At 67.1% G+C, this 25,550-nt stretch carries 23 protein-coding genes and 1 tRNA gene; 14 read left to right on the plus strand and 10 right to left on the minus strand.

All coding sequences use genetic code 11. The features are described 5' to 3' along the window. Positions 1-10: 10 nt before the first annotated feature. From pbpA to C0J29_RS00195, 5 genes are all read right to left on the minus strand, one after another. A complete protein-coding gene (pbpA, locus tag C0J29_RS00175; RefSeq protein ID WP_120791155.1) occupies positions 11-1,489 on the minus strand; it encodes a D,D-transpeptidase PbpA in 1,479 nt (492 codons plus the stop codon). Then, complete coding sequence (locus tag C0J29_RS00180; RefSeq protein WP_120791156.1) at positions 1,486-2,898, minus strand: FtsW/RodA/SpoVE family cell cycle protein; 1,413 nt, start codon at positions 2,896-2,898, stop codon at positions 1,486-1,488. Before C0J29_RS00180 ends, pbpA begins: the two co-directional genes overlap by 4 nt. Next, positions 2,895-4,445, minus strand: a complete 1,551-nt coding sequence (locus C0J29_RS00185; protein WP_065047673.1) for a PP2C family protein-serine/threonine phosphatase — start codon at positions 4,443-4,445, stop codon at positions 2,895-2,897. The genes C0J29_RS00180 and C0J29_RS00185 overlap by 4 nt, the downstream gene beginning before the upstream one ends. A 76-nt stretch (positions 4,446-4,521) precedes the next feature. Continuing rightward, complete coding sequence (locus tag C0J29_RS00190; RefSeq protein WP_065047758.1) at positions 4,522-4,989, minus strand: FHA domain-containing protein FhaB/FipA; 468 nt, start codon at positions 4,987-4,989, stop codon at positions 4,522-4,524. 124 nt (positions 4,990-5,113) lie between these two features. Further along, positions 5,114-6,781 carry a DUF3662 and FHA domain-containing protein gene (locus C0J29_RS00195; protein WP_120791157.1) on the minus strand — a complete coding sequence of 556 codons (1,668 nt, stop codon included), beginning with the start codon at positions 6,779-6,781 and terminating at the stop codon, positions 5,114-5,116. A 236-nt stretch (positions 6,782-7,017) separates the two neighbouring features. Between C0J29_RS00195 and C0J29_RS00200 the strand changes: the two genes are divergently transcribed. The 4 genes from C0J29_RS00200 (at position 7,018) to C0J29_RS00215 (ending at position 10,611) form a co-directional block, all read left to right on the plus strand. Continuing rightward, positions 7,018-7,100 (plus strand) — tRNA-Leu (locus C0J29_RS00200). Between the two features lie 187 nt (positions 7,101-7,287). Further along, positions 7,288-8,592: an ammonium transporter gene (locus C0J29_RS00205; protein WP_120791158.1), complete on the plus strand. Its 1,305-nt coding sequence runs from the start codon at positions 7,288-7,290 to the stop codon at positions 8,590-8,592. 57 nt (positions 8,593-8,649) lie between these two features. Further along, positions 8,650-8,877 (plus strand): YdeI/OmpD-associated family protein, encoded by a 228-nt coding sequence (locus C0J29_RS00210; protein ID WP_371872511.1) that lies wholly within the window; start codon positions 8,650-8,652, stop codon positions 8,875-8,877. Positions 8,878-9,117: 240 nt separating this feature from the next. After that, a complete protein-coding gene (locus C0J29_RS00215; RefSeq protein ID WP_120794443.1) occupies positions 9,118-10,611 on the plus strand; it encodes a PPE family protein in 1,494 nt (497 codons plus the stop codon). 2 nt (positions 10,612-10,613) lie between these two features. Here the strand turns inward: C0J29_RS00215 and C0J29_RS00220 are convergent, their stop codons facing one another. The 4 genes from C0J29_RS00220 to C0J29_RS00235 all read right to left on the minus strand — a co-directional run bounded on the left by C0J29_RS00220 (position 10,614) and on the right by C0J29_RS00235 (position 13,908). Continuing rightward, complete coding sequence (locus tag C0J29_RS00220; protein ID WP_065047686.1) at positions 10,614-10,955, minus strand: GNAT family N-acetyltransferase; 342 nt, start codon at positions 10,953-10,955, stop codon at positions 10,614-10,616. Positions 10,956-10,968: 13 nt separating this feature from the next. Continuing rightward, positions 10,969-11,970: a pirin family protein gene (locus tag C0J29_RS00225; protein ID WP_120791160.1), complete on the minus strand. Its 1,002-nt coding sequence runs from the start codon at positions 11,968-11,970 to the stop codon at positions 10,969-10,971. Between the two features lie 22 nt (positions 11,971-11,992). Then, positions 11,993-13,375 (minus strand): acyl-CoA dehydrogenase family protein, encoded by a 1,383-nt coding sequence (locus C0J29_RS00230; RefSeq protein ID WP_065047690.1) that lies wholly within the window; start codon positions 13,373-13,375, stop codon positions 11,993-11,995. Between the two features lie 104 nt (positions 13,376-13,479). Beyond that, complete coding sequence (locus C0J29_RS00235; protein ID WP_120791161.1) at positions 13,480-13,908, minus strand: WhiB family transcriptional regulator; 429 nt, start codon at positions 13,906-13,908, stop codon at positions 13,480-13,482. Positions 13,909-14,053: 145 nt separating this feature from the next. Here C0J29_RS00235 and C0J29_RS00240 point away from each other — a divergent pair, with 145 nt between their 5' ends. Genes C0J29_RS00240 through C0J29_RS00265 form a run of 6 tightly spaced genes read left to right on the plus strand, consistent with a single transcriptional unit; the run spans position 14,054 to position 18,115 of the window. After that, positions 14,054-14,848 carry a helix-turn-helix domain-containing protein gene (locus C0J29_RS00240; protein WP_120791162.1) on the plus strand — a complete coding sequence of 265 codons (795 nt, stop codon included), beginning with the start codon at positions 14,054-14,056 and terminating at the stop codon, positions 14,846-14,848. After that, positions 14,841-15,632 carry a C40 family peptidase gene (locus C0J29_RS00245; RefSeq protein WP_120791163.1) on the plus strand — a complete coding sequence of 264 codons (792 nt, stop codon included), beginning with the start codon at positions 14,841-14,843 and terminating at the stop codon, positions 15,630-15,632. Before C0J29_RS00240 ends, C0J29_RS00245 begins: the two co-directional genes overlap by 8 nt. 21 nt (positions 15,633-15,653) lie before the next feature. After that, a complete protein-coding gene (locus C0J29_RS00250) occupies positions 15,654-16,007 on the plus strand; it encodes a DUF4226 domain-containing protein (protein ID WP_120791164.1) in 354 nt (117 codons plus the stop codon). A 49-nt stretch (positions 16,008-16,056) separates the two neighbouring features. Beyond that, positions 16,057-17,460, plus strand: a complete 1,404-nt coding sequence (locus C0J29_RS00255; RefSeq protein ID WP_174814878.1) for a DUF4226 domain-containing protein — start codon at positions 16,057-16,059, stop codon at positions 17,458-17,460. Positions 17,461-17,481: 21 nt separating this feature from the next. After that, entirely contained in the window at positions 17,482-17,793 is a 312-nt protein-coding gene (locus C0J29_RS00260; protein ID WP_065047702.1) for an ESX-1 secretion-associated protein, read from the plus strand. 16 nt (positions 17,794-17,809) lie between these two features. Then, the gene (locus C0J29_RS00265) at positions 17,810-18,115 is read left to right on the plus strand and encodes a DUF2694 family protein (RefSeq protein WP_120791165.1); all 306 of its coding nucleotides are present in this window, start codon (positions 17,810-17,812) and stop codon (positions 18,113-18,115) included. Between the two features lie 4 nt (positions 18,116-18,119). On the opposite strand, the gene C0J29_RS32615 is transcribed toward C0J29_RS00265, so the two are convergent. Further along, the gene (locus C0J29_RS32615) at positions 18,120-18,263 is read right to left on the minus strand and encodes a hypothetical protein (RefSeq protein ID WP_162951361.1); all 144 of its coding nucleotides are present in this window, start codon (positions 18,261-18,263) and stop codon (positions 18,120-18,122) included. Between the two features lie 101 nt (positions 18,264-18,364). On the opposite strand from C0J29_RS32615, the gene C0J29_RS00270 reads away from it, so the two are divergent. Genes C0J29_RS00270 through eccCa form a run of 4 tightly spaced genes read left to right on the plus strand, consistent with a single transcriptional unit; the run spans position 18,365 to position 25,530 of the window. Continuing rightward, a complete protein-coding gene (locus tag C0J29_RS00270; RefSeq protein WP_120791166.1) occupies positions 18,365-19,507 on the plus strand; it encodes a DUF5631 domain-containing protein in 1,143 nt (380 codons plus the stop codon). A gap of 39 nt (positions 19,508-19,546) precedes the next feature. Then, the gene (locus C0J29_RS00275) at positions 19,547-19,888 is read left to right on the plus strand and encodes a DUF2710 family protein (RefSeq protein WP_065047707.1); all 342 of its coding nucleotides are present in this window, start codon (positions 19,547-19,549) and stop codon (positions 19,886-19,888) included. A gap of 45 nt (positions 19,889-19,933) precedes the next feature. After that, positions 19,934-21,430: a type VII secretion protein EccB gene (gene eccB / locus C0J29_RS00280; protein WP_120791167.1), complete on the plus strand. Its 1,497-nt coding sequence runs from the start codon at positions 19,934-19,936 to the stop codon at positions 21,428-21,430. Between the two features lie 2 nt (positions 21,431-21,432). Next, complete coding sequence (eccCa, locus tag C0J29_RS00285) at positions 21,433-25,530, plus strand: type VII secretion protein EccCa (protein WP_120791168.1); 4,098 nt, start codon at positions 21,433-21,435, stop codon at positions 25,528-25,530. Positions 25,531-25,550 lie beyond the last annotated feature (20 nt).

A 25,550-nucleotide genomic window follows, 5' to 3' on the forward strand; every position in this document is an offset into this window, starting at 1 on the left:
CTATGGCGACTCATGGTCCCCCTTGCAAAGCAGCCTCGATCACTGCCCTCCCGATGGGCGCGGCAAGCGCTCCCCCGGTCGCGGACAGGCGATCGCCGCCGTTCTCCACGAGCACCGCCACGGCAATCTTCGGGGCCTGCGCAGGTGCGAAGGCGATGTACCACGCGTGCGGTGGAGTATGCCGCGGGTCGGTGCCATGCTCGGCGGTACCCGTCTTGGATGCGATCTGCACGCCGGGGATAGCCCCTTTCTGCTGTGCGACTTTCTCGGCGCCGACCATCAGCTCTGTTAGCTTAGCGGCGACCTGCGGCGACACCGCGCGGCGCTGCTGGTAAGGGGCCGTGGTGCTGATGTTGGCCAGATCCGGCCCCTTGAGGCTTTCTACCAGGTACGGCTGCATCATGACGCCACCGTTGGCGATGGTCGCGGCCACCTCCGCATTCTCCAGCGGGGTCAGCGCGACGTCCTTCTGTCCGATGCTGGTCATGCCCAGGGCGGCGGCGTCCGGAATGGCCCCCACGGTGGATTCAGCGACCTGCAGCGGAATCGGGTCGGGCGCATTGTCCAGCCCGAACGCGTGCGCCATGCTGCGCAGCGCATCGGTTCCGGTGAGCAGACCGAGCTGCACGAACGCGGTGTTACAGGACTTGGCGAACGCCTCGCTCAGCGGCACCGTGTCGCCGGGGCCGCACGGGGTGCCGCCGTAGTTCTCCAACGTCGCGGTGCTGTTGGGCAGCGGGATTCTGGCCGCCGCCGTCAGCTGTTGGGTCTCGGTGGCCCCGGCCTGCAACGCCGCAGCGGTGGTGATCACCTTGAACGTCGAGCCCGGCGGGTAGGTCTCGGAGATCGCGCGGTTGATCAGCGGGTTGTCGGGGTTGTCGCGCAGACTCTGCCAGGTCTGGGCCTGGATGTCGGGGTTGTGCGACGCCAGCAGATTGGGGTCATACGACGGCGACGACACCATCGCCAGGATCCTGCCGGTGGACGGCTCCAGTGCGACGACGGCGCCCTTGCAGGGCGACCCTCCGCAGCCCTGCTGCATCGCGTCCCAACCGGCCTGCTGAATCCGCGGCCGGATCGTCGTGTCGATATTGCCGCCGCGCGGGTCGCGTCCGGTGAAGAAGTCCGCCAGGCGTCGGCCGAAGAGCCGCTCGTCGGACCCGTTGAGCAGCGAATCCTCGGCGCGTTCCAGGCCCGCGCTGGAGTAGCGCAGGGAGTAGAACCCGGTGACCGGCGCGTAGGCCGCGGGATTGGGATACACCCGCAGAAAACGGAAGCGGCTGTCGGTGGCCACCGAGTACGCCAGCAGTTGGCCCCCGGCGATGATCTGTCCCCGCTGGCGCGAATACTCGTCGAGCAGCACACGCTGATTGCGCGGGTCGGCGCGCAGCCCGTCGGCCGTGAAAACCTGCGTCATCGTGGCGTTGAGCAGCAGCAATACGATCAACGCCATCACGGTCATCGAGATTCGGCGCAGCGAGGTGTTCATACGCGCTCGATCACCTCGGTACTGGCCGCCGCGATCGGGGACTTCTTGCGCGGGCGGGTGCGCAGAGGCCGGCGGGCGCCATCGGAGATCCGGGCCAGGATGCCGAGTAGCACGTAATTGGCCAGCAGCGACGATCCGCCGTAGGACATCCACGGCGTGGTCAGCCCGGTCAGCGGGATCAGCTTGGTGACGCCGCCGACGACGATGAAGAGCTGGATCGCCAGCGTCGAGGCCAAGCCGGCCGCCAGCAACTTGCCGAAGCTGTCACGGGTGGCGATCGCCGTGCGCATGCCGCGGATGATGATGATCGTGTAGAGCATCAGGATGCTGGCCAGGCCGACCAGGCCCAGCTCTTCGCCGAAGGCGGCGATGATGAAGTCGGTCGAGGCGGCGGGGACGGTATCGGGCTGGCCGTTGCCCAGTCCGGTGCCGAAGATCCCGCCGGTGGCGAAGCTGAACAGAGCCTGCACCATTTGATAGCCGGTGCCGTCGGGGTCGGCGAACGGGTCCAGCCACGTCTGCACACGGACCCGCACGTGCGCGAACAGGTGGTATGCCACCAGGCTGCCGCCGGCGAACAACACCAGGCCCAGCATCACCCAACTGAACCGCTGCGTGGCCAGGTAGACCACCACCAGAAAGGATGCGTACAGCAGCAGCGAGGTGCCCAGGTCCTTCTCGAAGACCATCACGCCCACCGAGATCACCCAGGCGGCCAGCAGCGGAGCCAGGTCGCGCGGCCGCGGCAGGGTCAGGCCCAGCATGTGCTTGCCCGCGCTGGTGAACAGGTTGCGCTTGGCCACCAGCACCGCGGAGAAGAAGATCAACAGCAGAATCTTGGAGAACTCGGCGGGTTGAATCGAGAAGCCCGGCAACCGAATCCAGATCTTGGCGCCGTTCTGCTCGGACAAGGACGCCGGCAGCAGCGCGGGAATCACCAGGAAGATCAGACCGGCCAGGCCGCAGATGTAGCCGTAGCGCGCGAGCTGGCGGTGGTCCTTGAGGAACGTCACCACCAGTGCGAAGGCGGTGACACCGACCAGGGTCCACAGCATCTGCTGGTAGGCGCTGGGATGGCGGTGTGGCCCACCCTGCTTGTCCACTAGATCCAGACGGTGGATCATCACCAGGCCCAGCCCGTTGAGCAACGCCACCACCGGCAGCAGCAGCGGATCGGTGTAGGGCGCGAAGCGCCGGATCGCCAGATGGGCGATACCGAACAGGGTGAGGAAACCCAGCCCGTAGGTGGTGAGGTCCCAGTGCAGACCCCGCTCCTGGTTGGCTTCGACGATGAACAGCGCGGCGATGGTGATGACCGCGGCAAAACACAACAGCAGCAACTCGGCGTTGCGCCGAGTCGGCAGCGGAGGTGTCACCGCGACCGGTGCCGGCAGTTCCGTTGTGGTCATGCCGCGGGTCGGCAATCGGCCTGCTGTGGCGGGTTTCCGCTCGTCGTCGGCGCCGTGCTGCTGGGCGTGGTCGACGACGGCGTCGCAGGCGCTGCCGGGGTGGTGCTGGGGCGGGTCGATGGCGTGGTGGTGGTCGGAGCGGAACTCGGTGCCGTGGAGGGGGTGGCCGACTGAGTGGCGGAGGCCGGCGCGGACGGTGCGAAACTCGATTCGGGGGTGCCACTGCTGTTGGTCGACGGAGCCGACGGCTCGGGCGCGGACGTGGCGCCCTGCTGACACTTCGGACGCAACGACTTGGCCAGCTGTTGCAGCTGCTTGCGGGCGCCGTCGAGGGTGTCCGACGGCAGTTGCCCGGCTTGAACCGACGCCCGGGCCGCTCCGTTGAGGTAGTCGACTTTCATCAGCCGGCAGTTGTGGCGCTCGGGGGGCTCGCCGGGCCCGATGTCGGAGATCTCGTCGTTGGAGTTCAGGCAGCCCAGCGAATAGACCTCATGTAGTGACAGACCCAGCAGCGAGCCCTGGATACCGCGCATGATGGCCACGGTGCCGTTGTAGTCGGCGACGTAGTAGTTGTTCCGGATGACGGCGCGGCTGATCAGCAGACCGGCGATCAGCACCAGGGTCAGTAACCCGACTACCAGCCCGATCCGGCGTCGCGACCAGCGTCGCTTGGGCGGCGGTTCGACCTGCGGCGCAACTCGTTTGGTGACTTCGCCCTTGCGCGGTCCGATCGCCGAGGCGCGGCCGGCCGCTGTGTTCGGCAGAGTGAGCTGGTCGTCGCCGTCGTCGCCGGACACTGCCCCGGCCAGGATCGGCTGGGTCTGGCCGAACTCGTCGTCGACTACGTCGGCCACGACGACGGTGACGTTGTCCGGGCCGCCACCGCGCAGCGCGAGTTCGATCAGGCGGTATGCGCTTTCAGCGACATCAGGAATCTGCAGGGCTTCGGCGATCGTGTCATTGCTGACCGGATCGGACAGGCCGTCGGAGCACAGCAGGTACCGGTCACCGGCACGCGCCTCGCGCATCGTCAACGTCGGCTCGACCTCGTGCCCGGTCAACGCCCGCATGATCAGCGAGCGCTGCGGATGGCTGTGCGCCTCCTCGGCGGTGATGCGGCCCTCGTCGACCAGCGTCTGGACGAAGGTGTCGTCCTTGGTGATCTGGGTGAGCTCGCCGTCACGGAACAGGTAGCCGCGCGAGTCGCCGATATGGACCAGCCCCAGACGGTTGCCCGCGAACAGGATGGCGGTGAGCGTGGTGCCCATGCCCTCCAGATCGGGCTCCATCTCGACCTGCGCGGCGATCGCGGCATTCCCGGACCGCACCGCGTTGTCGAGCTTGGCCAGCAGGTCCCCGCCCGGCTCGTCGTCGTCGAGGTGCGCCAAGGCGGCGATCACCAGCTGAGAGGCGACTTCCCCGGCTGCGTGGCCACCCATGCCGTCGGCCAGCGCCAACAGGCGTGCGCCGGCGTAGACGGAGTCTTCGTTGTTGGCGCGTACCAGGCCGCGATCGCTGCGGGCGGCATATCGCAGGACCAGGGTCACGGGCGCAACTCTCCCCCGCTAGCGGGCGGTACCCCCATGGTGCCGCCCATGCCGGCACCATCGTCGTAAGCGCGGGTCACGGGCGCAACTCTATTGCCGTCTTGCCGATCCGAACCGGCGTACCTATGGGAACTCGCACAGCAGTTGTCACTTTGGCCCTGTCGAGGTAAGTGCCGTTGGTCGATCCTAGATCTTCCACATACCATTCGGAGCCGCGCTGAGACAGCCTGGCGTGCCGAGTTGAGGCGTAATCGTCAGTCAATACCAAGGTTGAGTCGTCCGCGCGCCCGATGAGCACCGGTTGGCCGCTCAGCGTGATCCGGGCGCCCTGCAGAGCCCCTTCAGTCACAACCAGGTACCGCGCCGTGTCGCGGCGCTGGCGCGGGGACAGCAGGTTGCCGCGCAGCGTCAAACCACGACGAACCATCACCGCGCCGGTGGGCGCGTAGATGTCGGTGCGCAGGATCCGCAACACCGACCAGATGAACAGCCACAACAGCATCAAAAACCCGGCACGCGTCAGTTGCAGTACCAACCCCTGCATCCGGCGGTCCTTTCCGTCCCGGCACTGCCCACCCCGCGCACCGATGCCGTGCACCTCAGCAAAGTCACGATACTTCGACGGTGACCGATGCGGGGAGATGCGCGGCAGCTTCGAGCCAGTGGGTTCAGTGAATGCGGACGATGATCTCGGAATGACCCAGGCGGATCACGTCGCCGTCAGCCAGCTGCCACTCCTGTACCGGGGCGTTGTTCACGGTGGTGCCGTTGGTCGAGTTCAGGTCCGACAGCAACGCGACCTGGCCGTCCCAGCGGATCTCCAGGTGCCGGCGTGACACTCCGGTGTCCGGCAGCCGGAACTGGGCGTCCTGGCCGCGCCCGACGATGTTGGAGCCGTCGCGCAGCTGGTAGGTCCGGCCGCTGCCGTCGTCGAGCTGCAGGGTGACCTGAGCCCCGGCCGACCCGTAGCCGCCCTGACCGTAACCGCCGTAGCCACCCGCCTGGCCGTAATCCTGCGTCGGCGGCTGACCGTAATCAGGAGCCGACTGCTGGCCGTAGTCGCCGTAGCCCTGCTGCTCTCCATAGCCCTGCGGCTCCGCATACCCGCCCTGCGGGGCGTACCCGCCGGGGGCCGACGCCTCGGCGTACTGGGTGTAGTCCCCGCTGCCGTAGTCCTGGCGACCGTAGCCGCCGCCCTGCTGGTAGCCCTGGTCCTGGCCGTAACCGCCACCCTGCTCGTAGGACGGCCGCTGCGGTTCGGGGGGCGCCGGCGGTGCGCTGGGCGCGCCGTATCCCTCGTCCTGGCGGGCGGGCTCGCGGCCGTAGTCACCGTAGCCGCCGCCGTAGCCCTGCTGGCCGCCCTGGGGCTGACCGTAACCACCGCCCTGCTGGTAGCCCTGGTCCTGACCGTAGCCGCCCTGGCCCCCGTAACCGCCGGCAGGCGGACCCTGAGGCGGCGCGGGCGGAGGTGCCTCGTAGGTGGGTGCGTAGTTGCTCTGGCCCTGGTCGCCGTACCCGCGCTGGTCGCCGTACCCGCGCTGCTGGTCGTAGCCGCCCTGGTCGCCATAGCCGCGCTGCTGGTCGTAGCCACCCTGGTCGCCGTAGCCGCCCTGGGGCTGCCCCGGAGGACCACCCTGCGGCTGGCCGTAACCGCCCTGGCCCTGACCGTAACCGCCACCCTGATCCTGGTAGCCACCCTGGCCGTAGCCGCCCTGTTGAGGTGGCGGGTAGCCCTGCTGAGGCGGGTACCCGCCCTGCTCCGGCGGGTACGGGGGCTGGCCACCCTCGTGCGGCCGCTGGTAGCGGTCGTCGTAGTACTCGTCGGGCCGCCCCTGCCCCTGACCGCCGCGGTAGCCTGGATTGTCAGTCATCGGTCGTACTCCTGGTTCTGCGCCAAACGCATGATTTGATTGTGGCTGGGCGGAATCGGTAGCCGTCGGGCGGGGCTCGACGTCGGGGTTGACAGTCCCGCGGGCGCGGAACTGGCCGGTGTGCAGGTTCGAGGCCTGCTCGAACCGGACGACCACTTCACCATACGTTTGCCACCCCTGTTCCTGGATATAGTCCGCCAAGTACCGAGCAAAAGCGCTCGACGTGAGTTCCGGGTCGCCGCCCAACTTCTCGAAGTCGTGCACACTGAGGGTAATGATGTATTCGTTGGGTGCCAAAAGGCGATTTCCCTGCAGGGACCGCACGCCGTCGGCAGCCTCGCGGCGCAACAGGGCTTCCACCTCTTGCGGCACGATCGATCCGCCGAACACCCGGGCAAACGCATCACCAACCGTCGACTCAAGTTTGCGCTCGATGCGCTGAACCAGCCCTCGTTGGCTACCCATTTTTGCGCTCGCCTCACTACTGTGCACGGGAGTCACCGGCCGAAGGCGAAGGAACTCGGCCACCTGACTTGTTAACTGACAATCGTATCGGGATAGCGCGACGCGGCGGCACCGTCAGAATCCTGTGAATCACATCGATACTGTTCGGAGACCTTTGGCCGGGAGCGCGGCGGTGGCCCCCGAGCGCACGGTTGGGGCGCACGGCCACTACAGTGATATGGTCCTCCGGTTGTTTCGGGCGAGTGGCGGAATGGCAGACGCGCTGGCTTCAGGTGCCAGTGTCCTTCGGGACGTGGGGGTTCAAGTCCCCCTTCGCCCACAGATTTCCCCGGCCATCGGCCGGGGTTTTTTGTTGTCCGGGGTCGGCAACGCGAGCGTGCACAGCCGTACGTCGACGCGCCGATACCGCTGACATTCCGCGCACGCTCGCGGCGCCCCACGACGCCGTGCGGCCACGTTCGGCCGCCGTCTACATTCTGTTCGACAGCTATCGAAGGAGTCGCAGCGTGAACATCGATCCCGCGGCCACCGCGTGGTTGCTCGCCAGCACCGCGCTCGTCCTGCTCATGACCCCCGGCCTGGCGATCTTCTACGGCGGCATGATGCGGACCACCGGCGTCCTCAACATGATCATGATGAGCTTCATCTCCATCCCGGTGGTCACGGTGGCGTGGCTGCTCGTCGGCTACAGCCTGGCATTCTCCGACGGCGGCGCCGGTGGCTTCTTGGGCGGCCTGTCCCATGCCGGCATGAGCGGCATCGGGCCGGAGACCCTGCACGGACAGGTCCCGGAGCTGCTGTATGCCACCTTTCAGCTGAGCTTCGCCATCATTACCGCCGCGCTGGTCAGCGGCGCCATCGCCGACCGCGCCAAGTTCGGGGCCTGGATGGTGTTCGTGCTGCTGTGGTCCGTGGCGGTGTATGCGGTCATCGCCCACTGGGTGTGGTCGCCCAGTGGCTGGCTGGCCAAGCTGGGGGTGCTGGACTACGCGGGCGGACTGGTCGTCGAGATCGTCTCGGGCTCTTCGGCTTTGGCGTTGGCACTGGTACTCGGGCCGCGCATCGGTTTCAAGGTCGAGGCCATGCGCCCGCACAACCTGCCCTTCGTCCTGCTCGGCGTGGGACTGCTGTGGTTCGGCTGGTTCGGGTTCAACGCCGGCTCGGCGCTGGCCGCCAACGGGTTGGCGTCCGCGATCTTCCTCAACACCCTGGTGGCCGGTTGCCTCGGCATGCTGGGCTGGCTCACGGTCGAGCAGTTCCGCGACGGGAAGCCCACCACGTTCGGTGCCGCCTCGGGGGTGGTGGCCGGCCTGGTGGCGATCACGCCCTCGTGCGGCACGGTGAACACGCTCGGCGCCGCGGTGGTGGGTCTGGTCGCCGGAATCGTGTGCTCGTACGCGATCCTGGTCAAATTCAAGCTGAACTACGACGACTCCCTCGACGTGGTGGGCGTGCACTTCGTCGGCGGTGTGGTCGGGGTCTTCCTGATCGGGCTGCTCGCCACCGCGGTGATGACCGGCGGCGCCAAGGGCCTGTTCTACGGCGGCGGATTGGGCCAGCTCGGCAAGCAGTCCCTGGCCATGGTGGTGGTCGCCCTCTACGCCTTCGCCGTGAGCTTCGTGCTGGGCAAGCTGATCGATCGGTTCATGGGATTCCGTCTCAGCGCCGCCGACGAGAAGAGCGGCATCGATCTCGCCGAGCACGCCGAAACCGCTTATCCGGAGGGCGTTTACGGCCACCAGGCGCCGCGCCGTCCGGCCAGCGGTGAACGCGACGAGTCCCGGCCCCGGTCGATCGACGACGACGAGTAGGGCCGCTAGCCTGACCACGTGAGCAGCAAGCAAATACCGGGTGGCGTCGTGCACGAGATGCCGACAGACCTTCGTCAGGCGCTGATCGCCAACTCGACGGCCCTGGAGCTGTGGAAAGACATCACTCCCCTGGCCCGCAACGAATTCATCTGCTGGGTCGAGGACGCCAGGCAGGCGGCGACCCGCGAGCGGCGCATCCGGCGGACCCAGGAGGAGCTCGAGGAGGGCAAGCGCCGACCCTGCTGCTGGCCGGGGTGCAAGCATCGCGAGCGCAACGGCAAGTAGCGCCCTACCCCTAGGCCCGTTGCTGGACCCCACCCAAGGCGTCTAGTGTTTGGTTAGGCGAACCTAATCTAGCGGCGTCCCCTCCCGCCAGGTCAGGTCAACCGCCCCGCTGCGTCACAGCCCTGACTGCAGCGAGATGCCGAATCCGGGCACGCCGCGCGTGACCCCGACTGCGCAGCAAGGGGAGGACCAGTTGCTGATGGGTGTGATGCCGAGGGGTTGGCCGGCGGAGAGCGCGCCGTGACGACGCCGATCTGGATCGCCTCACCCCCCGAAGTGCACTCGGCGCTGTTGTCCGCCGGACCGGGGCCGGGGGTCCTGTTGGCCGCCGCGGGCGCCTGGCAGGCGTTGGGTGCCGAGTACGCCGACGCGACGGCCGATCTGCTGAGCGTGCTGGGCGCGGCCCAAAGTTCCTGGCAAGGCCCGAGTGCCGCCCAGTACATCGCCGCGCACGCGCCATACCTGGGCTGGCTGGCCCAGGCACAGGCCGCCAGCCAGGCCGCCGCCGCCCAACACGAGGCGGCCGCCGCTGCCTACACGACCGCGCTGGCGTTGATGCCGACACTGCCCGAGTTGGCCGCCAACCACGTCGTTCACGGTGTGCTGGTCACGACGAATTTCTTTGGTATCAACACCATTCCGATCGCCTTGAACGAAGCCGATTACGTCCGCATGTGGCTGCAGGCCGCGGCCGCGATGGCTGGTTACGAAGCGGCGTCGGCCGCGGCGCTGGCGGCCGTCCCGCCCACCTCGCCGGCGCCGACGGTGGTCAAAGCCGACGCAGCCGCCGAACCCACCCAGCTCGCTGCGGCGGCTCCCGCCGCGGATTCCGGAAATCAGCTCAACCTGGCCGACATCATCACTCAGTTGCTGCAGCAGTACGTGCAGGTCGTGCAGCAGATATATGAGCCCATCACCAACTTTCTGCAGAACCCGGTGGGCAACACCTTCCAGCTGATCACCGACTTCATGACCAACCCGGCACAGGCGCTGACCACCTGGGGACCGTTCCTGTTCGCCGTCATCTACCAGGTCGTGACGTGGATCGCGGCGAGCCTCACCTACCCCCAACTGCTGCTGGACCCGCTGCTGTCGATCACCCTGGGTGTGGTGATCGGAGTCGGGTACGAGTACCTCCAGCAGTTACCGACCTTCGCCGTCGAAGGCGCGGAAACGCCGGCGGCCGTGGTCAGCGCACCGAGTCACTCGTCGAACTGGCCGCTGGCCACCCTCGCGCCGACCATCGCCAGTCCCGCTGGCGCACCAGCCGGCTCGGCAGCCTCGTCAGCCGGCTCGGCGCCCGCATCGGCGACACCGGCCCCGGCCGCGTCGGCGGTGCCGTATGCCGTCCTCGGGATGGACCCCGGCGAAGGGTTCACCCCGACTTTTCGGGAGGGATCCAGCGTGAAGGCGCCGGCACAGGGGATCCCGGCGGCGGCTGCCGGGGTGGCGGCCCGGGACAAACGCCGATCCCGACGTCGGCGCGCGGCCACCATGCCGGAGCACCAATACGCCGACGAGGTTCTGGATTACGACCCGGAACCCGATCCCGTGCCGCCCGACGAGCCGGCGGTGACGGCCTCGAGAAGCCGCGCCGGCGCGATGGGCTTCGGGGGCACCGCGGTGAAGGACGATGCCGACGCGAGCGGATTGATGACCTTGCCCGCCGACGAATTCGGTAGTGGCCCAACCGTTCCGATGCTCCCCAACACGTGGGAGTCAGACGGTCGCTAACGTCAGTTGCTGGGCTGGGTGTTGACCCATCCCACGACTTCGGCGGTCACCGGGTCAGCGATGTCGTTGTACTCGGGATGCTTCTTGAGCACCGTGACGACCATGGAGCAGACCGGCACAATCCGCTTGCCGTCCGCGCGTGTTGCCTTCAGCGCATCCTCGAGCAGCAGCGTCGCCAAGCCGCGTCCGCCGAAGGCGGGGTCGATTTCGGTGTGGTGGAAGACCCGCTGATCGCCCCGGTCCGCGAAATCGGCGAAGCCGACGTCCTGACCGGCGACGGCGATCGTGTAGCGCCGGTCCTCGGCCCGGATGTCGACCTCTGCACCGGTCTTGTCCGTTGTCATGTGTGCTCCTTTGTCATGTGTGCTCCTGCTGATGTGGAAGTGGCCGGGGAACCAGCCGGGTGGTGGGCATCGGCGGGGCGGGCAGCCGGGTGACCGAACCCTGATAGCCCCGGACGGCACCGAAGCGGTCGGCTGAATCGTTACGGGGGTCCTGCCAGAGTTGCCGGTAGGTGACGATCTCCTCGTGGCTGCGCCCGACGAAGTTCCACCACATGACCAACTCCTCGCAGAACGGAGCCCCACCCAGCACCAGGACCCGGGCAGGGCGCTCCCCCACGTTGCGCAGCCGCAGCACCGAATGTCCGGTGCCCTGGTATCCCAGGTCCGCCACAGCCAGGCGAACGCCATCCAGTGCGACATCGCCGTCGTCGCACAGCACCCCGTGTTCAAACGCCGGGTCGATCGCGAGTTCGAGGTCGGCCCGCGGGTCCAGGTCAATCTGGGCACCGAGCAGAGGGGTGAAAGTCGTTACCGGCGAATGACTTCCGGCGAGCGCGCCCAGGAAGACCGAGGCGCGGGCCCCCGGCACCGACACCGGTTCGGGTCGGTAGTGCGCGAAGTCGCGGTCGGTGTCGCGCACCGAATCCGGCAGCGCCACCCACAACTGCGCGCCGTGCAGCGCCCCACCGCCCACCGCGACTTCGGAGTGACAGATGCCCGCACCGGCGGTCATCAGGTTGAGTTCACCGGGCCGAACCATGGCGTGTACGCCGGCGCTGTCGCGGTGCTCCACTTCCCCGCTGAACAGCCAGCTCACCGTCTGCAGGCCGGTGTGCGGATGGGGTGGAACATCCATTCGCGCGGCATCTCCGGTGACGGGCCCGTAGTGGTCGACGAAGCACCAGGCGCCGATCAGCGAGCGTTGCCGCTGCGGCAGGGTGCGCTGCACCGGCATTGCCCGTGGCCCGCCCAGGGGCACCTCTCGTGGCCGGAGCACCTGCACAACCGGGCGGGATGATGCGACCTGCGAAGCGCCGCAAGCAACTTCAGCGGGCGCGGTCTCCAGGTTGCTCACTCTCGCGACCTTACTCGCCGCCTTACCGGCCCGGCGGTTGCAGCGCCTTCATAGCGACCCGCATCACCGGCTCGGGAATGCGGTCTTTGAGCGCCAGCGCCCGGTCGGCCGCCCGAGAGCGCAGCGGTGTCCCCCTGCCGAACATCCGGTTGAGGGGACCCCCGGTCGGTTCGACGGTCACGTGCAGGGGCGGGACGTCGACGGACGAACCCAGAGCATTGGAGATCACCATCCGCTGAATCTCACTAGTGCCCTCAAAGATGGTGTACAACTTGGCATCTCGATACCACTTCTCCACCGGGTGATCGGTGATGTAGCCCCAGCCGCCCATCGTCTGAATCGCCCGCTCGGTGGCTTTGACCGCGACTTCGCTGGCGGCCAGCTTGGACATGGAGCCTTCGCCCCGCTCGAAGGGGACGTTGTTGGCCGCCATCCACGAGGCGCGCCACGTCAGCAGCCGGGCCGCGTCGATCTGAGTCGCCAAGTCGGCCAACGGAAACGCGATCCCCTGGTTGTCGATGATCGGTCCGCCGAACGCTTCCCGCTCGGTCGCGTAAGCGGTCGCGTATTCCAGTGCGGCGCGCGCGATTCCGATCGCCTGCGCCGCCACCATGGGCCGGGTCTGCTCGAAGGTGCCCAGCGTGGCGGAGCCCGACTTCTTTGCCCCGGCCACCACTTCGCGGGCCTTGGCCAGCTTGTGTTCGAGCTTGTCCTGTCCGCCGAGCAGATTGCCGCCCGGCACCCGGACACCGTTGAACCGCAGCTCGGCGGTGTGGGATGCCCGACAGCCCAACTTGTCCAGCTTGCGAACCAGCTCCAGCCCGGGGGTCCCGCCCGGTACGACGAACAGCGCCTGGCCGCGGTGGCCGAGTTCCTCGTCGACCACCGCGTTCACCACGTGGACATTGGCGATACCGCCGTTGCCGATCCACATCTTGTGTCCGTCGATGATCCAGTCGTCGCCGTCGCGGCGGGCGACGGTGCGGAGGTTGCGGACATCGCTGCCGCCCTCGGGTTCTGAGATGGCCAGTGCGGCCAGCTTGAGGTCCCCTGGGGTTCCGAAGCATTCCGGCGCCCACTGCAGCATTTGCTCGGGTGAGGCGGCCTGGCCGATCGCCGAGAGTGCCAGGGCCGGCATCACGATGGCCAGGCCGATTCCCGCGCAGCCCCAGAACAGCTCTTCCATGAACATCGGTAGCGAGACGCCGGTCGGGTCGCCGATCAGATCGCGATAGAACAGCGGGCTGTAGAAACCACGTTGGGCCGCCTCCTCCAGCACCGGCCACGGAAACTCCTGCCGCTGGTCGTATTCCATTGCGACCGGCCGGATCACCTGCTCGGCGAACTCGTGGGTCCGCCGGGCCAGATCGTGTTGTGCTGCGGTAGGGGATACGTCGAAAGTCATGGCAGCGCCTCTGGTTCAGTTGCCTCGGCCCGGACGGGGCCACTGTCAAGCGCCGTATACCCCGGGTTTCGGTCCGCTATCGCGCGAGTTCCCCGCAACGCTGCTCAGGCCGCCGAACGCGGACCCACCTGTGCGGCAGGAAGATGCAGGACCACGGCGTTCAACGGAAGCCGGTTGGTCTCGGCGTCGTTTTCCAGGCGCGCCAGCAGGGCCGCGTTCTCGGGTAGTTCACGAGCGTTGATCTTTCCTGCGGCGATTCGCCGCAGCACCTCGTGGGCGTGCGCCAGTTGTTCGCGCTTGCGGTACTGCCCGCCGGGCAACTTGACGCCGGCCCAGACGCCGTATTCCTCGCCGTGCTTGATCGCCCACTCGGCGCACAGGCGTTGCTGCGCCAGGGGGCACCGGCGCAGGCACTGCACCCTCGCCTCCATTGCCGACCGCTCGTAGATGCGCGCCTTGGCGGCACCGTCGCCACCGTCGTCATCGGGGTAGCCGAACCACAGTTCCGGGTTTGAGGTGCAGGGGTTTGCCATGGGAAGGCCTCCTTGTCTACGTGAAACGTAGGCGGAATCGTATACACATGAGACGGTGGGCAACAAGCAAAACGGATAACAAAACATATATACACAGGTAGGGAAAGCTCGCTGTGTAATATCCGCGTATGGGTTGGAGCCCGCCGTGAGCCGCGAGTCGGCCGGCGCGGCCATTCGCGCGCTCCGCGAATCACGGGACTGGTCACTCGCCGACCTCGCGGCGGCTACCGATGTGAGCATCATGGGGTTGAGCTACCTTGAACGCGGCGCCCGCAAACCCCACAAAAGCACTGTTCAGAAGGTTGAAGAAGGGCTCGGCCTGCCTCCGGGCACGTATTCGCGGCTCGTGGTCGCGGCGGATCCCGAGGCGGAACTGGCTCGCCTGCTCTCGGCGCGACCGCCGGCGCCCACCGCCGCCCGGAGCACTGGATCGGGCAGCGCTGGATCGGTCATTGTCGAGCGTCACAGCGATACCGATGTCCTCGAAGAGTACGCCGAGGCACAGCTTGAAACGCTGCGGTCACTCATCGACCGGATGCCGGCGAAGACATCAAACGAATATGAGACGTATATTCTGACCGTGATCGCACAGTGCGTGAAAGCGGAGATGCTGGCCGCCAGTTCATGGCGGGTTGCGGTGAACGCGGGCGCCGATTCGACGGGACGCCTCATGTCGCACTTAGAGGCGCTCGAGGCCACCCGAAGCGGGCTATTGGAACGGCTGCCGACGAGTCTGAGCGCCCGATTCGACCGGGCGTGCTCGTGGTCGTCACTTCCGGACGCGGTCATTGCGGCGCTGATCGGCGTCACCAGCGAAGACGTGTGGGACATCCGCAACCGGGGTGTCATCCCGTCCGGAGCAATCCCCCGGGTGCGCGCCTTCACCGATGCGGTGTGGGGAACCCATGAGCCCGTCGACGAAGGGACGGCCGGTGACTGAGCCGGAATTGGAGGCACTGGAGCGCGCCCACCGACTGTTCGCCGGAACCGCTCCCGCCGTGACGATGGGAGCGGTGCCGGATCCTGAGCCGAAATACGTTGCGCCCCATGCTCCATATCAGCGTGCGGTGAACCGCAGCCGCGTCGTCCTGACTTCAGCCGCCCACACGGATTCAGCAGTAGCGACGATCATCGCCGGCGCACGGCGGGACAGGGCCGTTGCGCGGGGGCTCACCGGTGGTGTTGTCGATGAAGCCCGCGCCGATGCCGCGCTCACCCCGGCGACCCCGCTTGGTCAGCGCGAGGCGATGCGCCGGCGGGTGGCGCGGTTGCGAGCGCAACGGGCCCACGTACTTGCCGCGCACGGCAGGGCGCGGCGCCACGCCGAAGCATTGCGTGCGCTGCGGTATCACGCCACGCACCATCGCCCCCGGCTGACCTCGGCGCACGGTCGTGCGGGCGCGGCGGTCAGGGCCGCGCTGTCGAGGATCGGTCGCCCGTATGTCTGGGGTGCGACCGGTCCCGACCAGTTCGACTGCTCCGGCCTGGTCCAGTGGGCCTATGGGCAGGCCGGGGTCCACCTCGACCGCACCACCTACCAACAGATCAACGACGGAGTTCCGGTGCCGCGCAACCAGGTGAAACCGGGCGACCTCGTCTTCCCGCACACCGGGCACGTACAAATGGCCATCGGCAACAATCTGGTGGTCGAAGCGCCCTATTCGGGTGCCTCCGTCCGGATCAGCCGAATGGGCACCAACGTGGCGATCCGGCGGCCCTGGTAGAGGAAGGTTCACGTTCAAGTCATGTCGGACCAAGCGGGATCCTCGATCAGTGCCATTACCGCCCGCCAAGCCGAGCTGGCGAACAGGCACCGCGCTGCCTCCGAGGCGGACCGGGTGCTGGCCGACACCCTCGCCGGTGCGCATGAGGCGTTGCGGGAGAGCCTGCGCCGGCTCGATGCGATCGCGGCGGAGATCGAGCGTGCGCACCGCCTTGCGCTCGATTCGCCGTTGGGCGCGCGTGAATTTCAACGTTTCCTGCTGGCCAAGCAACGCGACATCACCACTGTCATCACCGATGCCCGCGAGGTGAGCCGCGCCAAAAGCGCTGTGCTGCAAGGGCTGCGGTCGCAGTACAGCCGGCCGTCCACAGGGTGAATTGTCGAGGGGACGGCGCCTGGGTACTGTCCCGCGGCATGGAGGGGTCGTGACGACATATCAGGACCTCGTGGACACCATGCGACTCATCCAGGAGCGCACCGGCGATCCGTTGGCATGGATGGTCGGGCTGACACCCGACGAACGGATCGCCGCGGTATCACCCCCGACGACCGGGGCGCAGCTCGCCGAGATCCTGGCCAAGATACGGCGGCAGCACCCGGACCTCTTCTCCCCGCCGGCCTCCCCCGCCCCGGCACCGGCAGATCGCGCCGACGGCGATGCCGCCAAAGCCATCGCGGATGCGGAAGCCGCTCTGGCCCATCAGAATTCCATGACATCTCAGCTTGACCTGCAGGTGGTTTCGGCGATCCTGAATGCGCACCTGACCACGGTCGAGGGCCGGGACGCCCTCACCAAACTGCAGCACGAGATCGAGACGGCCGTCGCAACGCGCTCTGATCTCGACACCCCCTCTGGCGCAAGGGACTTCCAGCGTCTGCTGATCGGCAAGCTCAGAGATATCCGCGAGGTGGTCGCCACCGCGAGCCTGGACGACACGTCGAAGTCGGCCCTGATGGCCGCGTGGACGTCGCTGTACAACGCGTCGAAGAACGCACCGGAGACATCGCCCGCCCCGCGTCCGGCGTCCGAAGCGGCACCATCGCCCGGGCGCGGCGCCGACCGACAGCCGATGCCGGCCCTCGCATCGGAACCGTTGCCCGACTCGTTCCTCCTCGATGACCCCGGGTCGGTGCCGGCCGGCGCTTCGGGGCCGTTGCCCGCGGCGACGTCCGCTCCGGCAACTGCGCCCAGTGCGGGCGGTGGAACATCGCCGGCGGGCGCCTCAATGCCGGCGTTGGGAGCACCGAGTGGGTTCGCGCTGCCGAACCTGCCGACCGGCGGCACCGGCCGGGGCTCGAGATCGCTGGACGACGGGTTGTTCGACGACGACCCCGTTGACCGTGAGTCAGCTGAGGACAAGAAGCGTGATGCCCAGGAAGCCGACCACCGAGACGACGAGCATCGCGACCCGGCCGCCGAACAGCCCGCGGCGCCGCTCACAGGTCCGACGACGGTGACGCTGCCCACCGGCGAGACGGTGACCGCCGCCAGCCCGCAACTGGCCGCGGCGATCAAGGCCGCAGCGGCAGGCACCCCGATCGCCGACGCATTCCAGCAACAGGGCATTACCATCCCGCCGCCGGGCACGGCAGTCAGCGCTCCCCTCGACCCGTCCCGAGTAGAGCCAGGCGATATCGGCATGTTCACCGATCGGCACGCACTTGCCCTCGGACGTAGCAAGGCGCTGCTCGACGGCCAGATTCAACACATTTCGACCGTGACCGGGCCGAGCTTCCTAGGCTGGGAGCACCCGCCGGTGCCGGCGGGCCAGACGACCGCACCGCCTACTGACACACCCACACCGACCCGGCCATCAGCCACGGCCTAGCAGCAGAGGAGGAGAAAGCGGATGGCAGACCGAATTCATGTGGTGCCGGCTCATTTGCGGGAAGCCGCCGCCCATCACCAACAGACCTCCGAGCAGTTGCGTGCCCTGCCCGCCTCGCACGCGGCCATCCAGGCGAGCCTGGACTCCCTCGGCCCCATCTACAGCGAGCTGCGGGAGGCCGGACGGGAACTGCTCGAACTCAGGCGGGAGTGCTACGAACAACAAGCCGACGACCACGCCGACATCGCCCAGAACCTGCACACCTCAGCGGCGCTATGGGAGCAGCACGAACAAGAGGCAGCCGGCAAACTCGGCGGCATCCTCGACGGATGACAGTCGCTGGACATTCATGACCGACGCCAATCCCGCCTTCGACACCGTGCATCCCAGCGGTCACATCCTGGTGCGGTCGTGTCGTGGCGGATACCTGCACAGTGTCGCGCTCAGCGAGGCGGCCATGGAGACGGACGCCCAAACTCTGGCCGAGGGCATCCTGCTGACCGCTGACGTCTCGTGCCTCAAGGCGCTGCTGGAAGTGCGCGCCGAGATTGTCGCGGCCGGACATTCCCCATCGGCGGAGGTGCCGACGGACGCCGACCTCGATGCGGCGATCGAGAAGCTGCTCGACCACCGGCTGCGTCGCCGCGGCCACTGACCGTCTAGAGCAACCAGGTCCGGCCGGTTTCCGGGTCGGGCGCAATCTCGGTCGGTGGCTCGATCGGATTGTCGCCGAACAACTCTCGCGCACGGCCGAGCAGAGAGCGCACCTCATCGAGTTGCTGCTGCAGCGCGGATTCGGCCATGGGCACACGCTACCCACGCCGGGTCCGCCACACAATTCACCATCTGGTCACCATCCGCGAAAGCCGCCGGGTGGGCCGATATCTACCGCTACTCTTGGCCGGTGGGGATCTTCGGCCGTATCACCGCGCGGCAGCGTCTGCGCAGAGCGACCCAGGAATCGTTGTCGGTACCCACCTTCAGCGCGCCGCTCGATTGCACGCCCTGGGTCACCGGCGGCCTGTGGCCAGCGGAGTTATCGGCGGCCGGAAACTCCGAAACCGCAACCGCCGCTGGGTATCTCAAGGCTGATCTACAGCGGATCGCCGGCGCCGCGAACGATGAGTTGCGAGCGATCGGCAGAGCGGGCATGGAGTACACGGCCCGGCGCGACGCCGAAGCGAGAGTGATCGACGAGGCCCGCGACTTGGCGGTGCGCCGCGTCGAATCGACAATGCGCCATCTGCGCCGGCAGCGGCAGGACGCCGATCCGCGCGCAGACATGGACAAGACGCAGGTCCTTCCCGCGATCCGCGATGAGCCGCCCGCTCCGGCGCCAGCCCCAAGCACGGACGGGCAACAACCGGCTGAGGTTGCGGACAGTTCGGCGGGAACCGCCGACGACCGGTTGCAGGGGCTACTGGCATTTGTGGCGCGGCAGGAGCCGCGCCTGAGCTGGGCCGTCGGAGAGCGGCCAGACGGCACGACTGTGCTGGTCACCGACCTCGCCCACGGCTGGATTCCGCCGGGCATCGCCGTACCCGATGGAGTGCGACTATTGGAGCCCCAGCGGCGCAGCGGTCGCGCGGTCGATTTGCTGGGTGCTACCACCCGCGTGCTGACCTACACGCCGGGTGATCCCGGCAGGTGGTCGAGTGACGCTCCCGACCCGCAAACTTCGGCGCAGCCGCTGGAGCTACCTGCAGTCGAGGACCTGGACTGGGAGCTGAGGGTGGCGACGCACGGGCGCGAGGGCCTACCCCGCCTGGTGAACGCCATGGCCAAGGCGGTCGCCTCCGGCGCCGACATCGTCGAGCAAGAAGTCGATCTGCTGCGGGTTCATCTGGACACCGTCCGGTACCAGGTCCTGGCGCAATACCCCGACGTCGATCCGGCGCACCTGCTCGACTGCATGTTGCTCGCCGCTATCGACGGCCGCGTTTCCGGGGACCCGATGTCAGCGAATTACCACTTCGCGTGGTTCGCGAAACTGGACGCCACGCCAACCGGGAGCCGGGGCGAAACCGGACCGGAAAGTGCCGACTGAATCTGAATTGACGCTGGTGGGAGGCATCGACATACTGTCATGGTGTCGGGGTCGGGTCCTTCCAGCGAGCTCAGCGACCGAAGCGCCGGAAGCGATGCAGACCTCGTCGAAGCGGTTCTTCGTGAACTGAGCGAGGCAGCCGACAAGTGGGAAGCACTGGTCGCCCAGGCTGAGACCGTCACCTACAGCGTGGACCTCGGCGACGTGCACGCGGTGGTGAACTCGGACGGCCGCCTGCTCGAGTTGACGTTGCACCCGGACGTGATGACCGGCTACGCACCCGGCGAGCTGGCCGACAGATTGAACCTCGCGATCGCAGCGCTGCGAGAGGAGGCCGAAGCCGAGAACCAGGCACGGTACGGCGGAGGCCTGCAGTGGTGACGGGTACGGAATCGGGTCCGTACCGGTCACCGGAAGGAGAAGACTGTGCCGCTCAATCTGTCCAACCGAGACCAGAATTCGGGGCATCTGTTCTATAACCGACGGCTGCGCGCCGCGATTACCCGGTTCTCCGTCCGGATGAAGCACGACGACCGTAAACAGCAGGCGGCGGTGGCCCTTTCGCTCGTCCTGGTGCTCATCGGTGTCGGCTGGATGGCCCTGCTGCACATCATGAAGCCGGCCGGCTTGGTCGCTGGTTCGGCCGTCATCGGGAACCGCGACACCGGAGCCATCTACGCCAAAGTCAACGGGCGCCTGTACCCGGCGCTCAACCTCACCTCCGCACGGCTGGTCGTCGGCAATGCCACCGCGCCTACCTGGGTTACGTCAAACGAAATCGCCAAATTCCCGACCGGTCCGATGATCGGTATCCCCGGCGTGCCCGACAGCCTGCCCGTCGCGGCCGCCGCGGTGTCCGCGTGGGCGGTGTGTGACACCGCACCCAACGGGACTCGGGGCAGCACCACACCGCCCCTCGTCACTGCGATCGCGGGACGGCTGACTCCACTGGACAGGGCAGCTGCGATGAGCCCGACGCAGGCACTCCTGGCAACGCACAACGGCACGACCTACGTGATCTGGGGAGGGCAACGGTCGCGCATCGACCCGGCCGACCGCTCGGTGACCTTCAATCTGGGTCTGGATCCCGGCGTGACGTATCCGGTCGAACTGTCCAACGCCCTCTTTGACGCCATGCCGGCGACGGAACCGCTTGTATCACCGACGATTCCGGATTCGGGAACCGCGTCGCGGTGGCTGCCCGAGCTGAAGGTGGGCAGCGTCCTTCAATCCCGCGACTCCGGTGGAACCGTCAACGGGTTCTATGTCCTGCTGACCGGAGGCGTGCAGAAGATCAGCAGCTTCGTCGCGGATCTGCTGCGCACCAGGGACTCTCAAGGCTCGACGGCACCCACGCTGATAGCGCCGGACCGATTGATCCACATCCCGGTCGTCGACGTGCTCAATGTCGACTACTATCCGTCCGGCAAACTGGAATTCGTTGACACCAAAGCTAATCCGGTGACCTGTGTGGGATGGGAGAAACAAGCTTCCGACCCCCAGGCCAGAGTCGCCATCATCTCGGGTCGGGGCCTGCCGGTTCCGAGTGGCATGGACTCACGTCTGGTGCATCTGGTGCGCGATGACCGCAGCCCGGAGTCCAGCGAGGCCGACCAGACATTGGTCCTGCCAGATGCGGCCAACTTCGTGGCCACCACCAGCGGCGTGCTGACCGCGGCCAGCCGAGAAAGCCTGTATTGGGTTTCACCGCAAGGAGTTCGCTACGGGATCCAATCCGATCCGCGGACCCTGCAAGCGCTCGGACTGGATCCACGCCTCGCCGTGCAGGCACCATGGCCCCTGGTACGCACATTCGCGCCCGGTCCAGCGATCAGTCGCGACGCGGCCCTGGTTGCCCGCGACGCGGTATCCGCGGGCGGCGCACTGGCGCCCCTTCCCGATGCCAGCGAGACGGGGAGTTAGCCATGTCCAAACGCGGATTCGTGCGACCGAAGCGCACGCCCACACCGAATGTGCCGCCGGTGCGGGTGGCGATCGCCGCGCCGTTGGCGCTGCCCGAACGCGAGCCGCGCAACATCCTGCTGATGATCGCGCTGCCCGCATTGCTGGTCGGCATCGTCGGCACCCTGGTCGTGATGTATGCGTCCGGTGTCAGGTCGTTGCAGTCGGGTTTCTTTCCGATGGTCGGTCTGGTCGGCTTCGGCGCGCTGATGTTCGGCGGGCGGTTCGGTCGCGGTCGCCGAATCAGTTGGGGCGAACTGGAAAAGCAGCGGCGCAGCTATCTGCGCCAGCTCGATGACGACCGTGAAGAAGTTCAGCGTGCCGCGCGGGAACAACGCCGAAGCCAGCTGTTCGTGCATGCCGGCCCGCAGCAACTCGACACGGTGATCGGCGGCCCACGAATGTGGGAACGGCGCCCCGCCGATCCGGACTTCCTCGATGTCCGGCTGGGTATCGGCGTTCAGCAGGCCAGCGAATCGGCAGTCTCGCTGCAGTGGCCAGACGTTCCCATCGGTGAAGAGCTGGAGCCGGTAACCGGCGGTGCCCTGCGGGATTTCATCCTCGAACAGAGCAAGATCCGCGGGATCGGGAAGGTGCTGAGCCTGCGGTCGAAGCCCGGATTCAGCTTCACTGCCGATGATCCGAGCGAGTTGCACGGTCTGGCGCGCGCACTGCTGTGCTCACTCGCGGTCTACCACAGTCCCAATGACGTGAAACTGATGGTGGTCACCCGCCATCCTGAACACTGGCAATGGCTGGTCTGGTTGCCACACAACCAGCACGACGAGATGTTCGACGCGTGCGGGCTGCGCCGCCTGGTATTCGCATCGCCGACGGAGCTGGAAGACGCGCTTGACGCCGAGTTGCACCGCAAGGGGCGCGGGCCCTGGTCGCCGCCCGTGACGGCGAGTCCGACGTCCATGCCGTCACCCATGGAAGGGACGACGGCACCGACGTTGGGTCCGCACTGGGTGATCGTGGATGACAACGTCGGCACCCCCGAACAGTGGGAGGGTGTAACCGGGCAGAAAGGAATGGCCGGAATCACCGTGTTGCGGTTGGCAACTCGCGCCGGAGTCGGCGTCGGGTTCGCTGACGAGAGCCAGCGGTTCGCGCTGCGCGACGGCAGGCTGACCCACCGCAACACCTTCTACGCCGTCGCCGACACGCTGGCTGACAGCACTGCCAACAGGTTTGCGCGTGCGCTTGCCCGCTGGTCGCCGATGAGCGCCGGCGACTTGTCCGAAACCGACAGCCAGGCGGGTGAATTGCTGCGCGCACTGGGCATCACCGACCCGCGCAACCTGGACGTCGACCGGCTGTGGGCAGAGAGCCGGGGACGGGGCGATCCGAAGTGGGCGATGGTGCCCGTCGGCGTCCGGCAGGGTGGCGACCTGCAGTATGTAATCTTGCGGGCCAAGGACTTCGGCGGCTACGGCTTTCACTCCGTAGTGATCGGCACTTCTGGTTCCGGCAAGTCGGAATACTTCTTGTCACTGTGCAGCGGAATCGCGCTGACGCACTCCCCGGAGACATTCATCGTGATCTTCGTCGACATGAAGTTCGAGTCGGCCGCCCAGGACTTACAGGGGTTCCCGCACGTCGCGGGATCGCTGTCGAACCTGGGCAAGGACGATCGCCACCTGGCCGAGCGGATGCGCAAAGCGGTCAACGGCGAGATCGCCCGACGCTACCGGCTTCTGAAGGACGCCGGGGCCCGCGATGCCAACGAGTACGAGGAGATGCGGCTCGCCGGAAGGGATCTGGAGCCCATCCCGATCCTGCTCGTGATCATCGACGAGTACCTCGAGCTGTTCATTCATCACCCGGAGTGGATCGACCTGGTGATCCACATCGGGCAGGAAGGCCGCGGTTGCAACGTCTTCTTCACCCTGGGCGGCCAGCGGCTGGACCTGTCGTCGCTGAGTAAGGCGAAGAGCAACATAGCCTTTCGGGTGGCGCTGCGCGCCGAGACCGCGGAGGACTCCCGCGACGTGATCGGCAGTGACGCCGCGCTGCACCTGCCGTCGCAGGAGAACGGCTACGCGCTGCTCAAAGTCGGCCCCCGTGACCTCGAGCAGTTCCGGTGCTTCTATGTGTCGGCCCCGTTCGTGGTGCCCAAACCGGCGTTGAACGTGAATAAGACGGTGGCCATGAGCTTTTCGCAGCCACGCGCGTACACCTCGGAATACCAACCGCTCAGTGAGTCCGACAGCGCGGCGCTGGCCGTCGCGGATGCACCCGACGAGCCGGACGAATTCCTGTTCCATGCAGACGGCTTTCGGAAGAAGAAGCTCGTCGACGTCGTCCGCGAGTCACTCGTCTCGAACCCCGCGCGGCCGCCGCACCAAATATGGCTGCCGCCACTGGAAGTCAGCGAGCCGGTCGACGCGTTGGTGGCCCGCTGGCGCGGCCGGCCGTGGCATGTCGCATACGGAGAGAATCCAGGCCTGGTGTTCCCGCTGGGAGTCGTAGACATTCCCGAGGAACACGACCAACGCGTGCATGCGATCAACGCCGAAATGGACAACGTCATGGTGGTTGCGACCGCCCAGCGCGGCAAGTCCACCACGTTGATGACGCTGATGACCTCCGCGGCGTTGATGTACCGGCCGGAACGGGTGACGTTCTTCTGCATCGGAGCGTCGCTGTACCCGGTCGAAGAACTACCGCATGTGGCGTCGGTGGTCAGCCCGACCGACCGCGAGGGAGTGTCTCGGACCATCGCCTCGATCGAAGGCCTGATTTCGGCGCGTGAGGCGGCGTTCAAGAGGTATCAGATCGACATTTCCGAGTTCCGGGACCGGCGCTTCGGCCTGGACAGCAGCGTCCAGACAGGCACTGGCACGACGGACCCCGACGACAAGTTCGGCGACGTCTTCCTCGTCATCGACAACTTCAGCGATCTCTACGACAAGGACGCTGCTATGGGAGAACGGGCAATCGCCATTGCCCGGCAGGGCCTGTCCTATGGGGTGCACATCATGACCACCGCGACCGCGTGGCTCATCGGGCAGAAGCAACAACTGGTCAATGTCTCCAATGCACGAATCCAGCTGCGGCTGAGCAATCCCGATGAAACCCAGATGGGTGAGGGATTCGAGCGGAAGAAGGCAGCCCGCAACACCCTGGACCGGCCAGGGTTCGGGCTCACTCGAGAAGGCTTCGAGTTGCTCGTCGGCGTCCCGGAGGTGTTCGCGCCCAACGGAGATCGGGTGGCCACCCGCGACATCGGCGCCCTCATCTCTGACCGAACCGGGGCCGGGCGGGTCGAGAGCCTGGCCCGTCTGCCCCAACGGATTCCGCTCAGCGAGGTGGCGAAAGTGTTCGCGGGTAGCGCCGGGGATGCCGATCCGTTGACCATTCCCTTCGGGATCGGCGAAACCGCGTTGCAACCGGCCGCGCTGCCTTCCCGAGTGGTACCCAACATGCTGGTCGTGGGCCGTCAATCATGCGGGAAGTCAACGACTTTGGCGGTATTCGGACAGATGGTCGTAGCCCGCTGCACACCGGAGCAGGCGCAGATCACCATCATCGACCCGAAGACTTCGCTGATCGGCAGAATTCAGGGCGAGCATGTGCGGGCATACGCATACACCGCGGACGACATCGACGCGGTGTTGGCCGAGTTGACACAGCTGCTGCGCGACCGCCTGCCTCCGTCGGGTTTGAGCCAGGAAGAACTGCTCAACCGCAGGAGCTGGGAAGGTCCGCACCATTTCGTTCTGATCGATGACGAGCAGGAACTGCGACCGCACGGTGTGCTGGGCAAGAATGCGGCAACGGCGCCGCTCTGGGGGTTGATCGAGCGCAGCCGCGAGATCGGCTTGCACGTCATCGCGTCGCGCCTGCCTGGCAACTGGGCGGGCGTCTCGGTCACCAACCCGTTCCTGCAGAAGATGACGGGCTCGCGGGCGCCGACCCTGTTCATGGACAACGACCCGGCAGCGGTGAAGGTGTTCGGCAGGATCAGCGCCCAGCAACTGCCGCCCGGTCGGGCGTTGTTGGTCACCAGCGACGGTGGGATGGAAGGAGTGCTGGTCGCAGAGCCGCAGACGTGAATCGACAGGCGCCGAGCCTG

The sequence above is a fragment of the Mycobacterium paragordonae genome (assembly GCF_003614435.1).
In the GTDB taxonomy this organism is placed as follows: domain Bacteria; phylum Actinomycetota; class Actinomycetes; order Mycobacteriales; family Mycobacteriaceae; genus Mycobacterium; species Mycobacterium paragordonae.